We start from the raw sequence: 12599 nt of genomic DNA on the forward strand, positions 1-12599 counted from the left end.
GGGGGGGGGGGAAGTAGGGCCCCATTGTGCGTGCGGGGACCGGAGAGAGGCAGGGACTCGGGGAGGGGGGGGGGGGGGGGGGGGAGACCACCCCCCCCCCCCCCCCCCCCCCCCCCGCGACCGCCTCGATGTCGTCGCTCATCCAGCGGTCCCGCTCCAGGAACGGCGCGTGCGTCCGGACCGTGGCGTACGTTGCGGCCCCGGCCGGGCTCAGCCCGTCCCGGCGGCCGCTGATGTCCACCGCCTGCGCCGCGGCGAGGAGTTCGACCGCGAGGATCCGGTTGTTGTTGGCCAGGACGCGGCGGGCGTTGCGCGCGGAGATCAGGCCCATGCTCACCACGTCCTGGTTGTCCCCGTTGGAGGGCACGCTCTGGGTACTGGCCGGGCCGATGGCCCCGGGTGCCCCGGCGGGTCGCCCACAGGCCCACGGCGGCGGGCGTACGCGACGATCCCGTCCGCCTGCGGCAGGCGGGCCCCGGCCCGGCCGAGGGCGACGGCCAGGGCGAGCGAGAACACGGCCATCGCGCCCCAGGCGACGAGCGCCGCCGGTCCGGCCGTCCGCACCGTCAGGGCGGGCAGTACCAGCACGCCCGGCCCCAGGACGGCTCCGATCGCCATGGCCGTGCCGGCGGCCGGTCCCAGCGACCGCCGCAGCCCCGTCTCCGGCATCCCCGCCACGCCTCCCCTGCCCCACCGGCTGACACCAAGGTCCTGCGGCCGTCGGGCTCCTGCCCGCGAGGCCGCAGCAACGGCGACCCTAGTCACGCGGGCCACTGGGACCACCGGCGATTCCGGCCAATCCGCCGGCATGGGGACAGTTGGCGCGAAGGCACCTCCGCCGCCGGTGTCCGGCATCATGCGCTCGGGCCGAGCCCTTCGCGCCGTAGGCGGTGGCGCCGGTCGTGGCCGCATTTGTGCGCACGTTGACGTCGCCAGGATCACAGGCCTCGGTGAGGTGCGCGACGAACCTCTTCCGGCGGCGGCATGCCGGTTCCTGCTCGCGGCGGGCGGACGGCCTTCTTCCGCGCCGTGGTCACATCCCCGGTCGTGGGAACGAGCGGCACTCCTGCCGTTGTCAGTCGGCGTTCGCCCGGAGTGCATGTGGCGCCCGTGAGGGCCCGCCTCCCTTTTCGCTGGGGCCTCGTTGCCGGAAGGCGGCCCGGTAGGCGTGGGGCGAGGTTCCGGTGTGGCGGGTGAAGTGGTGGCGCAGGGTCGCCGGTGAGCCGAATCCGGTGCGGTCGGCGAGCAGCGTGACGGGCAGGTCGGTGGTCTCCAGCAGCAGCCGGGCGCGGTCGATACGGGCGCTCAGGAGCCACTGCAGCGGCGTCGCTCCGGTCTGTGCCCGGAACTGGCGGTTGAGCGTCCGGACACTGATCTTGGCGTGGCCTGCGATCTGGGCCAGGGTGAGGGGGCGGTGGAGGCGGCCTTCCATCCACTGCATGACGGGCTGCAGGGCGCCGGGATCGGTCGGGGCCGTGGGGCGTTCGATGTACTGGGCCTGGCCGCCTTCGCGCTGGAGGGGCATGACGATGCGCCGGGCGGTGGCGGCCGCCGGCGCCGCGCCGAGGTCGCGGCGCACCAGATGCAGACACAGGTCGAGTCCGGCGGCCACCCCGGCCGAAGTGACCAGACGGCCGTGGTCGATGAACAGCACGGCGGGATCGACGGCGATGCGCGGATGGCGGCGGGCGAGTTCTTCGGCGTACTGCCAGTGCGTCGTGGCGCGGTATCCGTCGAGCAGACCGGTGGCGGCCAGGGTGAAGGCGCCGACGCATACCGCTGCCAGACGCGCCCCCCGCGCCGCCGCCTCCCGCAGCGCCTCGACGACGGCAGGGGCCGGGGGTGCCAGGAAGCCGGCGTGGGCGGGGATGACGACGGTGTCGGCCTCGGCGAGGCCGTCGAGGCCGTACGGGGTGCCGATCCGGAAGGCGCCGTGCTCCGGTGAGGTCGTTGCGCTGCGGCCGGGAGCACAGACCCGGAGCTCGTAGTGCAGGGTGTCGGCGGCCTGGTTGGCCGTGCCGAAGACCTGGCCGGGGGTGGACAGTTCGAAGGGGACGACGCCGTCCAGTGCGAGTACGGCCACCTTGATGGTCATGGCCAGAATTTAGCGCATGACGGCATTGCGGCCGCTGGCCGGGAGGCGCGGAGGGCCGCACGATCGAGGGGTCTCCCGCTGTCTCACATGAGGAGTTGCTGCGATGGCCGTCGCCCTGCCTGCCGTCTACGACGCGTTCGATCTGCCCCGCACCGAGCTGACCGCCCAAGCCCTGCGCTACGCCGAGGAGGTGGAGCCCGAGGTCGTCTTCCGCCACAGCGTTCGCAGCTATCTCTTCGCCCGGGCGCTCGCGGACCACGGCGGCATGAAGGCGGGAGCGGACTTCGATGACGAACTGGTGTTCCTGAGCTGTGTCCTGCATGACCTGGGGTTGTCCGAACAGGGCAACGGGCACCAGCGGTTCGAAGTCGACGGTGCGGACCTGGCAGCACGCTTCCTTCGGGAGCGCGGCACCGATGAGGATGCCGTGACGGTGGTATGGGACGCCATCGCCCTGCACACATCGGAGGGCATCGCTTCCCGCAAGGGCCCGGAAGTCGCACTGGCCCATGCAGGCATCACGGTGGACGTTCTGGGCCGGGGCAAGGAGAACCTCCCCGAGGGCTTCGCCGACCGCGTGCACGCCGCGTTCCCCCGGACTGATCTCGCGTACGAGATGACGGGCCTGATTATCCGTCAGGCGCTGGCCGACCCCGCGAAGGCCGGCCCGCTCAGCTTCCCCGGCCAGCTCCTGCGGCGCCACCTGCCGCCCGGCGCGCTGCCCGACTGGTACGACCTGATCGCCGAGGCGGGCTGGGGCGACCGGCCAGCTCCCCCTTCCGACGCGCCCGCCGCCTGACGCCGTCCGGGCGCCGGGCCGCGGCGGACATCGCCCGCGATCGGCGAGGGCCTGACCGGTGGATGGCGCCCGCAGCCGGGGCTGAACACGACACGGCGCTGACGCGGCACTACGTGAGGCCGGCTGTCCCACCGGACTGGCCGGCCACGTCACCACCGACGGCCTGCTCCTGTCCGGGCCGCGTCTTTCCGCCGCCGGCTGACCGGGACGCACCGAAGGGTCCAAGAAATGGTTTGCCGACCTGGTGGCTCCGTGTCACCGTTCGGTCTGAACGGCAGTTGATCTTCGGCGGCCGGTCGATGCCGACATGTCGGCGGCCTCTCGGGATCCACCGCAGAGGTGGCGAAACGATGGGAACCGGTGCCGTGGGGAACAGTTACGAGGACGAGTGTCGCCGGTCGTTGGCCGAGGAGCAGGCGAAGAGCCTCGCCGAGACCAGCGACTGGGAACATGTGGACAGGGAGCGGGTCCACCAGGACTGGGACGTCCTGTATCGGGAGATGGCGGCCCTCCTGGAGGGCGGCTCCCTGCCTGGGGACCAGCGGATCCAGGAGCTCGTCCGCAGGCACTTCGACATTGCCTGCCGGTTCTACACGCCCTCCAGGGAGGCTTACATCGGTATGTCGCTCTTCTACGCCGAGGACGCCGCCATGAGGGCGTTCCATGATTCCTACCACCCCGGGCTGGTGGAGTTCCTGGGCGCCGCGATCAAGGTGTTCGCCGAGCAGGAGAGCGGGTTCGCCCCCGGCGCAGGGGCCGAGGCTTCGGCGTAGCCGGGCGACACGCGCCATGAGCGGCTTGGGCGGGTGCGCCCGGACGGGGGTCCGGGCGCACCCTCCGAGGGGTGGGACGGGGTTGCGGCGGGGCCGGATGCCGGCCGAGGCCACGCCGCGGCTCGTCGCTGAGGGGGCCGAACCGCTCGGCGCCATCGACAAGGGGATTGCCGTCTCCACCGATCGAGGGGCGGAACTGCTGGGTCAACCACCTCAGTACGATGTCGTGCGGCCTGACGGTCGGTAGGGCGGGCCGTGAACGCCTGTTTGGGCGGGTACGGGCAGGCTCGTGCCCGCTGGTGCGGGGTCACTGCCGGCGAGCCCGGTGTGGCACCGCCGGCGGCACCGTGGTGGTGGCAGATCAGCAGGTAGGGAGAAAGTCCGTGAAGACGTGGGGTCTCGTACTCGAGACCACCGTGGGGACCGGCGAGCGCAAGCACATCGAGGCTTTCGTGATGGCACAGGTGGAAGGCGACAAGGAGGCGGCGGCAGCCGAGCTCGAGAGACGGGCACGCGTCTACTGCCCGGAACACCCGCGGAGCCCCAAGCGCCGTCGGCTCTTCCGTCATGGCGACGGCTTCCTCCTCGTCATCGACGGAGCTTGGCAGTCGTACGTCACCCGCTTCACCCTCGCCGAACTCATCGAGGACAGCGACCGGCCCCTGCCGCCCGAAGCGGAAGACCGTCCTTCGCCCGAGACGGAAGAAGTCGTGCCGCCGTCCGCTCCCAAGCCGGCAGGGCCTCGGGGGATATCGGTACCGGGCATGGAATGCGACGACGACGGCATACCGGTGAAGCCGGCGTGGCTCGGTCGCGCCGACCTCTCATGAGCGGCTTCTGCGGGGAAGTGTCCACGCCGCCCCCAAGCAGGCCCGTATGACCGCGGCCGTGGACGCGGAATGGGTTGCACATGCCGCAGCGGCATGTGGTCCAGTAGGCGGCGAGCACGACATTGAGAGGCTTCCCGCATGCCCCTTCCTGCGATCCCCCGCCGGGTCAAGATCGGCGATGCCGCCGCGTTCGCCGGGACCACCCCCCGCGCCATCCGCCATTACCACGCCATCGGGCTCCTCCCTGAACCGGAACGCGGCAGCGACGACCGGCGCCGCTACGCGCACGACGACATTGTCCGCCTGCTGTGGATCCGCAAGATGGCTGATGCGGGTATCTCCCTGGACGACATCCGGACCGGCTTTGAGGGCGTCACCGGCATCGGGCAGTCCCTGGCCCGGCTGGAGGAGTCCCTCAGCGCCAAGGCGGCCGCCATCGAAGCCCAGCGGGCCGCCGTGCACCGCCTCCGCAAGGCGGGCAGCCCCCTGGGTCTGCTCTCACCGCTGGTCAGCGGCCTCCTGCACGATCTGGCGCCCGGGGCTTTGCGCCCTGCCGATCTCGATACCCTTCTGGTGACGGAGCGCATCTTCGGCTCCCTCGCCGCCGCCGTCCAGGCCGGCCGGTTCATCGTCCTGGCCACTCACCCCGAGCTGCGGGCCGAGGAAGACCGCCTGGCCGGGGCCGAGGCGGCCTTGGACGACACCGCGTCCCCCGACGACCCTTGCATCGAAGACCTGGCTGCCCAGCGGTGTGCCCATGAGACCGCCTTGGGAGCCACCATCGACAGATCCGGCCTGGACGAGGCTCTCGACGCCCTCCTGGACCCGGAGGGCGAGCACGCTGGCGAGGAGAAGGGCGAGGCGAGGATGAGCTCCCTGCAGGCCATCGGCAAGATGCCGTACGACTTCTCCCCGGCCCGCGTCCGGTACGAGGAGCGCGTCATCGAACTTCTTCACTCGGCCGAGCGGGACGGCGACACCCCGCGGACCTGAACCTGCTGACTGGCGCCGGCGCTCGGGGCAGGCCCGACAAGAGCACCCCGGAATGGCGCAGCCGAAGGCAACCACGCTGTCGGCCAGGGCCGTCGGACAAGGTGCGAAGAGAGCCGGAGAGCACGCCGAGAGCGCCTGGCCGCTTGTCTACGAGTGCCGTCTGCCGATGCCCACACCCGTTGTTCGACCACCTCGCCGGGCTGCCGGTCGCGGGTGTGTCCGGCGGCGTCAGAGCCGCACGACGATCAGGGCGGTGTCGTCGGTGAGGCCGGCCGGGGGGATCAGGTCGGTCAGCAGCGCGTCGGCGAGGGTGTCGGCGTCGGCGGCGCGGTGCCTGCTCAGGGACTCGGCGAGGCGGGCGAGGCCGGTGTCGATGTCCTCGTGGCGGCGTTCGATGAGTCCGTCGGTGTAGAGGACGAGGACGCAGCCGTCGGTGAACGCGGTCTGGGCCTGCGGGCGGGGAACGTGATTCGGGCGGGTGCCGAGCGGCGGATCGGTGGCCTGATCGAGGAAGCCGACCGTGCCGTCGGGACGGCACAGCGCGGGCGGGGGGTGGCCGGCACTGCTGTAGGTGAGGGTGCGGGTCTTCCAGTCGATGAAGACGGACGCGGCGGTGGTCGATTCGGCCCCCTCGACGGAGCGGGCGTACAGACCGAGGACGTCCAGGGCCTGGGCGGGGCCGGCGGCGACGCACGAGGCCGCGGACAGGGCGCTGCGGAGCTGGCCCATGACGCCCGCGGCGTGCAGGCCGTGGCCGACGACGTCACCGACCGCGACGGTGGTGCGGTCGTTGCCGGGCAGGTCGACGAGGTCGTACCAGTCGCCGCATACGTTCAGCGCCCCGATGGCGGGCCGGTAGCGCACCGCTGCGCCGTGGTGGCCGAGGAGACGCGGGGCGGGCAGCATCGCCTCCTGCAGGTGGAGGGCGACCTCCCGCTCGCGGGCGTGGGCCTTGCGCAGGCGCTCGTTGACCTCCTGCAGTTCCCGGGCGCGGGTGTAGAGCTCGGCTTCCAGGACCCGTGTGCGGTCCCCTCCCGGCCGGCCGCCGCGGGCGCGGATGAGTTCGGTGACCTCCTCGACCCGGTGCAGCAGCAGGGCCACGCTGCCGTCGGGGGCGAGGACGGGGACGTTGACCGGGCTCCAGTACCGCTCCTGCCACACCCCGGGCCGCTCGGGGTCTTCCACGTCGTAGCGCTGCAGCGCCATCGTGTCGCGCTCCCCGGTGGCAGCCACCCGCCGCAGTGAGGCGTACAGGTTGCGCATGCCGGTCGCGGCGGGGTCACCGGGGTTGTCGGGGAAGACGTCGAACAGGAAACGCCCGATGAGCTCGCTCCGGGTCCGGCCGGACAGGGACAGGTACGCCGGGTTGGCATCGGCGTACACCAGGTCAGGCGTCAGCAGCGCCACACCAGCCGGAAGGGACTGGAAGACGGCGTGGTAGTCGATGCCGTGTCCGTTCACGCTGCCACCTGCTGCCACGCGCCCGGGCTCTCGTCGGTCATGGGCGCTCCCCCACCATGGCACGCCCACGGCCTGCGGTCCTGTTGTGGTGCGCTGTACGGACGGCTGCCGCGGTGCCCCAGGTGGGAGTGGGCCCCGTCACGCTCCGTCTCCGGCCAGCCGCCGAAGCATCGCGACGGGCTGGTCGACGCCCTTGACCAGGGTCTTCATCCCGTACGGCTCCTGCTCGTCCTCGCTGAGCACCTCGCGTCCGTCGGGATCGCGGGAGATGTGCACCTCCATGAACGGGGCGTCGTCCTTGCCCTTCGGGATGACCCACCACATCGCGGCCCAGTCCGGGGCCTGCGTCATCCGCATCACCTCACTCGACCGGTAGATCCTCGAGTGGTAGCGGACGAAGTCGTCACCGGGCTCGGCCAGCCAGGAAGGCGCATCGCGCAGGTGCTTGCGCTCCTCTCCTTCCACATCCCACGAACGCTCGATGGATCCCCGGTAGCTGTTGGCGAGCTTGCAGCGGTCGGCGCGGATGAACGACACCGACGCGAACAACTCCACCCGGCCCTGCCCGGCGGCCGGCACCTCGATGACGGCATCCTTGGAGAAGTCGTCACCCGGGTCGAGTCGGGCGCCTGCATTGGAGACCTGTCCGGCGGCCAGCAGCCGAGGGTCGGCGTTGAAGTCCTCCTGCCGGTGGGTGTCCCAGCCGTCTCCGAGCTCCTGCCGCCACCGGGTGCGCTCCGTCCCCTGCGGGCGGAAGGCGGACGGCCACAGCTTGGCCGACCACAGGGTGCCGACCACGAAGATGCTCACCGATCCCTCGTTGCGGAAGGTGAAACGGGCCGGCACGTAGAGCCGCTTGCCGTCAGGGTGGAGGACCGGCTTTCCGAAGGACACCATGAACGGCACCTTGGGCGGCGCCACGTAGGGCACGTACATCGCCGAGTACGCCACGCTCGCCGAGCCGATCAGGGCGGACACCGCCACGCCGGTGGCGAAGCCCCGCGGGTGCGGCATGTCCCGCCACACCTTCTCACGAACCAGCACCCACACGGCCCACGCTGCCCACGCGGTCAGTACCGCCCACAGCCAGAACCATCCGGCACGGTAGCCGCCCTCCCACTGGAGCACCAGCAGAACCAGGCTCGTCACCGCCATCGCGCTGACACCGAGCAGAACCGCCGGCCCCGAGTACCGGGTCGTCCGTCGGCCCCAGAAATCCACAACCGCCCCGGCCGCGACCACTTCCACCACCGCGACGACCAGGAACACCGCGCCCATGACGCGGCCGCCGAACGTCAGCGCCCGCAGCGCATCGGAGAGCCCGGCCCGGAACAGCACCGCCGCTGACACCAGCAGCCCGAGCGCCACGCAACAGCCGGTGGCACGCCGCCTCCACCCCGCACGGCCCCGAGACCCGGCTTCATGCTCCGGCACAGCATTGCCCGTATCCACACCCACAGCATCAGCGCCCCGCCGCTGCTCTGCAGCCGCTCCGCGCATCCGGGCGACCCCTACCCGGAGCGACGCCAATGCCGGCGCGGAGCAGGGGCACCGGCCCTGCTTGGGGGCGGATGCCACGGGGCAGCCCTTGCGCGGGGCGGTGGAACCGTCACCGGTCTCAGTCCGCGGGACGCCCTGGAACGGGCGTACACGGCGACGAGGGCATTGCGGCCTTCGAACGACTCGTCCCAGCGGCGGGGCTTCGGCCTCCGCACACTGGAGCTGGCGTCTGGTGGCCGCCCGGCGAACCCTGGAGAGCCACGGAAGCGCTCGCCACCGCTGCCCGGGCGGGCCTCCGGAGGCTTGCTGGTGCTCTTCTGGACACGATCGCCCGGGGGGAGGCCCCTTCCCGGGGCCTCCCCTCCCCCAGACGTCGGCGGAAGCGCCGCCGGCGCCCGCTCAGGCGGGCGCCGGCGACAGCAAGCGGGTGGGGTCTGCGAGTCAGGAGCGGATGATGTTCTCCGCCTGCGGGCCCTTCTGGCCCTGGGTCACGTCGAAGGTGACCGACTCACCTTCACGCAGCTCCCGGTAGCCCTGCCCGGTGATGTTCGAGTAGTGCGCAAAGACGTCCGGGCCTCCCCCGTCCTGGGCAATGAAACCGAAGCCCTTCTCGGAGTTGAACCACTTCACCGTGCCACGAGCCATGATCATCCTTCTGTCCAACCTGCTTGGCGGTCTGTGTGCAGAGCGCCACCGGCCCCGTTCGGAGGCCTGACCACTTCCTTCCCCGCAGCCGCCTGGGCATACACCCCCAGTCGGCTGATCTGCCGATTTTTTCGGACCGCATCGGGTGACCGTACGCAGGCCTGCACAGGGCCGATTCGGGCCCGGCGGCAGCGGAGCAGCGGTGGGGCGGGGTCGGCTGGCGGCAGGCCATCCGTTTGCCGCGCGACGGCCGGTTCGCGCCCGAACGGGGGAAGGATCGCCCTACATCGCCCGGGCGGCTTCCACACCGTCAGCGATGGTGAACACACCCAGGGCACCGGTCAGCTCCAGCAGCCGCAACAGCCGGTTCGGCAGGGGCCCGGCCAGCACTGTCGGCCGCTGCCGGCGCAGCCGCAACAGCTGGTTCAAGAACGCGGAGTCGGCGAACCCCACCCCGGAGACGTCCACCACCACCTTGGCCACCCACGGATCGGCGGCGGCGGCCTCAAACGCAGCGGTCAGCGGCGCCAGCACACCCAGGTCGAAGTCGCCCACGCAGCGGATCACCCGCACGCCGGCCTCGTCCCCCACAACCTCCACCATCAGCACCACCGCTCCTCACTCATGATCATGCGCGGCCGCGCACCGGACACATAAGCCCAAGCCGCACCACCGCGCAAGAGCACCACCGGCCAATGGACGTCCCGACGGTCGGCGCCCCTGCCGCTCGGCAGCGGCGCCGGCCGTGAAGAGCGGTGTACGCGCCTTGCGCCGGTCGTCTGCCGTATGCCGGGACGGCTTGGATCCGCCGTCGGTTCTCGGGGCGGGCGTACGGTGCCAGGGCACCGCGGCCCAGGCCTGGGCGGTCGTCCGTATCCAGGCGATCAGGTGTCGTGGGTGCGGCCGGGCCGGGCGGCGATCAGCCACCTGCGCTGCGAAAGCCGGTTCTGGTCGGGCCGACCAAGCGCCAGACGCCGAGCTTCGCCCGTGACCTCCGCATCGAGCTGAGCCAGCGTCTTGTCCCCGTATTCGATGATGTCGTACTCGTCATCAAGCTCGGCAAGGCGCTCGGCCAGTGGGAGCCGGTGTCCGAACCGCCGGTGGATAGCGGAAGCAAGCTCCCGCGGCGTCAGCCGGCCCGCCAGCATCTCGTGCGCGAGCGCCCGCACGGCAGCCTCCTGCCCGGCCTCGCTGCCGCGCGGGTAGAACACAAGGTCCAGCTCATCGAGTACGACGGGCAGCAGGTCGGGGACCTCGTACCCTGCCTCGGCCCGTGTGTATCCGGCCAGAATGCGCAGTGCCGGGCTGTCCAGTCCGGCAACGAGTGCCGCGCAGGCGGTCTCGACCACATCGTGGGCATGGGCCTCGCCAATACTCCAGAGAACAGCGAGGTCCTGCAGGTCATCGGTTGCAGCTTTGACCGGCGACACCCACACATGATCCGCTGCACGAGATGATTCCGTCGACCGCATTTCGATGCAGGCGCCACCCAGACTCACGGACGATCCAATGCTCAGACTGTCGCCCGTGACCATCGCGGGCACCCGGAAGACAACCGTTTGGCCCGGATGGGCGGACGTGGCGACTGGCGGCCCTCGTGACGCTTTGGCGGCCAGGCGGCAGGTCAGTGGGGCGCCTTCGTCCTGCGTCTCTGCGCAGCGGCTCGAAGAGCGGGCAGCCGCTGGGTGAGGAGTCAGGCCGGGAGCCGCAGCCCCGAGAGGAGGCGGTCGAGGGCCTGCTCGGCGGCCTGGGGGTTTCCGCCCCGCGCGATCCAGAGCGCGGCCTCGTTCATGGCCCCGGAGAGCAGCCGGCTCAGGGGCTCTACCGGCTGGTCGGCGATGATCCCGGCGGAGGTGAGCGCCGTCAGGGCTTCCGCGAGGTGGCGGGCGGAGGACTCGTCGTCCAGGGCGCGCCACTCGTCCCATCCGAGCACGGTTGGCGCGTCGACCAGGAGGATCTGTCGTACGGCGGGGTCGGTGCCCGTGGACAGGAAGGCCCGGCAGCCGGCCCGGAGCTGTTCCCAGAGGTCCTCCTGCTGTTCGGCTGCGGTCGCGACACGCTCGCCCAGTTCTTGCTGCACCTCGCACACGACGGCCAGGAAGAGCCCGGCTTTGCTGTCGAAGTGGTGGTAGGCGGCTCCCTTGGTGACGCCGGCGGCACGCGCCACGTCGGCCAGTACCACGTGGTGGTACCCGTCGGCGGCGAACTGCCGCCGCCCTTCTGCCAGCAGTGCGCGCCGCGTGGCCGCCCGCTGTTCCGCTCGGCTGACTGCCATCGGCGGCCACCGCCCTTTCCATTTGGCGTACCGGGGGTATGCTAGCGGCAGAATCACATACCCGGGGTATGTGAACTTGGGTCAGGAGGGCCTCTGCCATGACGGACGAACGCACGACCACGCCCGCGGTCACGCTGGGCGGTTTCTACCCGGTGATCGCCACCCGGGACGTGACGGCCTCCCGCGACTTCTACACGCGCCACCTCGGTTTCGAGGCCACCTTCGCGGCGGACTGGTACGTCAGCCTGCGCCGCCCCGATGCCCCGCAGTACGAACTCGCCCTCCTCGACCACACCCACCCGACCATCCCGGAGGGCCACCGGGTCGCGCTCCAGGGCGGCTTGCTGCTGAACTTCGAGGTGGACGACGTCGACTCCGAGCACCAGCGGCTCGTGGTCGAGGCCGGCCTGCCCGAACTGCTGCCACTGCGCACAGAGCACTTCGGCCAGCGCCACTTCGTCATCGCCGCTCCGGACGGTGTGCTGATCGACGTCATCACCGTGGTCCCGCCCAGCGAGGAGTACGCCGCCCAGTACATCAACGCCTGACGGTCGGGCCCACCGCGAGGGTGGTTCCTTGCGGGCGGCCCGCTTCGGCACGGGGAGTGGCGCGGGCGACATCGTCGTCGCGCGCCGCCTGCGCGGAGACCGTGCGTTCGGCGGGCAGGACAGCGTGAGGCCTTGTTCGGCGCTCACAGTGCGGGGATTCGGACGCGCCGTGTGGGGCGCACCGCGGCCACTGGAGCCACGTGATGCGCTTCCCTTCCCGGAGGTGCTCTCGGATGTCCTACTGAAGTGGCCTGGTCGCGCTCTGCCGGGTGGCCCGAAGTGCCGTCACCTTCGATGGGAAGACAAGCCCAGCGAAAGGTACGCCTTGGCAACATCCGCAACGCCCTCACCGCGCAACACGTTGACCACTTGGCAGGGACGGATTCTGCTCCGCTTCGTCGCACTCGTGCAAGGCAAACTCGCCCGCCACCCCTTCCGGCCGGATGTGGCACTGCGCAACGCCTCCATGCGCGCGGCACACCGGTGCGGGGTGTCCAAATCGGACCTGATGCGCGTCACGGGACTGACCGGGCAGACCGTCACCAAAGCCCTGTCCCGCAAACCCACAGCCGAGTAGCGGGCCGGCGGCCGAAGCCCGAGCGGTGCTGTCTCTGCTCGGGCTGATCGGCCTCGTCCTGACGTCGCCACGAGGGAGCGGGGCTCATACCCGCGGTTACGTC

At 71.3% G+C, this 12599-nt stretch carries 13 protein-coding genes and 1 pseudogene; 5 read left to right on the forward strand and 9 right to left on the reverse strand.

Annotation, left to right across the window (positions count from 1 at the left end; all coding sequences use genetic code 11):
* Positions 1 to 115: 115 nt before the first annotated feature.
* From ACZ462_RS23820 to ACZ462_RS23830, 3 genes and pseudogenes are all read right to left on the reverse strand, one after another.
* A pseudogene (locus ACZ462_RS23820) lies at positions 116 to 391 on the reverse strand (aromatic amino acid lyase); the annotation flags it as partial.
* Complete coding sequence (locus tag ACZ462_RS23825) at positions 334 to 669, reverse strand: hypothetical protein (RefSeq protein ID WP_467804188.1); 336 nt, start codon at positions 667 to 669, stop codon at positions 334 to 336. The gene ACZ462_RS23825 and the pseudogene ACZ462_RS23820, both read right to left, overlap by 58 nt.
* 406 nt (positions 670 to 1075) lie before the next feature.
* Positions 1076 to 2095, reverse strand: a complete 1020-nt coding sequence (locus ACZ462_RS23830) for a GlxA family transcriptional regulator (RefSeq protein ID WP_467803991.1) — start codon at positions 2093 to 2095, stop codon at positions 1076 to 1078.
* A gap of 103 nt (positions 2096 to 2198) precedes the next feature.
* Here ACZ462_RS23830 and ACZ462_RS23835 point away from each other — a divergent pair, with 103 nt between their 5' ends.
* From ACZ462_RS23835 to ACZ462_RS23850, 4 genes are all read left to right on the forward strand, one after another.
* Positions 2199 to 2894 (forward strand): HD domain-containing protein, encoded by a 696-nt coding sequence (locus ACZ462_RS23835; protein WP_467803992.1) that lies wholly within the window; start codon positions 2199 to 2201, stop codon positions 2892 to 2894.
* Between the two features lie 350 nt (positions 2895 to 3244).
* The gene (locus ACZ462_RS23840) at positions 3245 to 3667 is read left to right on the forward strand and encodes a TipAS antibiotic-recognition domain-containing protein (protein ID WP_467803993.1); all 423 of its coding nucleotides are present in this window, start codon (positions 3245 to 3247) and stop codon (positions 3665 to 3667) included.
* A gap of 383 nt (positions 3668 to 4050) precedes the next feature.
* Positions 4051 to 4497, forward strand: a complete 447-nt coding sequence (locus ACZ462_RS23845) for a hypothetical protein (protein WP_467803994.1) — start codon at positions 4051 to 4053, stop codon at positions 4495 to 4497.
* Between the two features lie 138 nt (positions 4498 to 4635).
* Positions 4636 to 5490 (forward strand): MerR family transcriptional regulator, encoded by an 855-nt coding sequence (locus ACZ462_RS23850; protein WP_467803995.1) that lies wholly within the window; start codon positions 4636 to 4638, stop codon positions 5488 to 5490.
* A gap of 228 nt (positions 5491 to 5718) precedes the next feature.
* Here ACZ462_RS23850 and ACZ462_RS23855 read toward each other — a convergent pair whose 3' ends face one another.
* The 6 genes from ACZ462_RS23855 to ACZ462_RS23880 form a co-directional block, all read right to left on the reverse strand.
* Positions 5719 to 6951 carry a PP2C family protein-serine/threonine phosphatase gene (locus tag ACZ462_RS23855; protein WP_467803996.1) on the reverse strand — a complete coding sequence of 411 codons (1233 nt, stop codon included), beginning with the start codon at positions 6949 to 6951 and terminating at the stop codon, positions 5719 to 5721.
* A 138-nt stretch (positions 6952 to 7089) separates the two neighbouring features.
* Positions 7090 to 8319 carry a hypothetical protein gene (locus ACZ462_RS23860; RefSeq protein WP_467803997.1) on the reverse strand — a complete coding sequence of 410 codons (1230 nt, stop codon included), beginning with the start codon at positions 8317 to 8319 and terminating at the stop codon, positions 7090 to 7092.
* Between the two features lie 573 nt (positions 8320 to 8892).
* Positions 8893 to 9096, reverse strand: coding sequence for a cold-shock protein (locus ACZ462_RS23865; RefSeq protein ID WP_467803998.1), 204 nt, complete (start codon positions 9094 to 9096; stop codon positions 8893 to 8895).
* Positions 9097 to 9378: 282 nt separating this feature from the next.
* Entirely contained in the window at positions 9379 to 9699 is a 321-nt protein-coding gene (locus tag ACZ462_RS23870) for an STAS domain-containing protein (RefSeq protein ID WP_467804179.1), read from the reverse strand.
* Between the two features lie 281 nt (positions 9700 to 9980).
* Positions 9981 to 10526, reverse strand: a complete 546-nt coding sequence (locus ACZ462_RS23875; RefSeq protein WP_467803999.1) for a hypothetical protein — start codon at positions 10524 to 10526, stop codon at positions 9981 to 9983.
* Positions 10527 to 10789: 263 nt separating this feature from the next.
* Positions 10790 to 11371: a TetR/AcrR family transcriptional regulator gene (locus tag ACZ462_RS23880; RefSeq protein WP_467804001.1), complete on the reverse strand. Its 582-nt coding sequence runs from the start codon at positions 11369 to 11371 to the stop codon at positions 10790 to 10792.
* Between the two features lie 98 nt (positions 11372 to 11469).
* Between ACZ462_RS23880 and ACZ462_RS23885 the strand changes: the two genes are divergently transcribed.
* Positions 11470 to 11919, forward strand: a complete 450-nt coding sequence (locus ACZ462_RS23885; protein ID WP_467804002.1) for a VOC family protein — start codon at positions 11470 to 11472, stop codon at positions 11917 to 11919.
* Positions 11920 to 12599 lie beyond the last annotated feature (680 nt).

Source organism: Streptomyces sp. NPDC031121 (genome assembly GCF_055570615.1).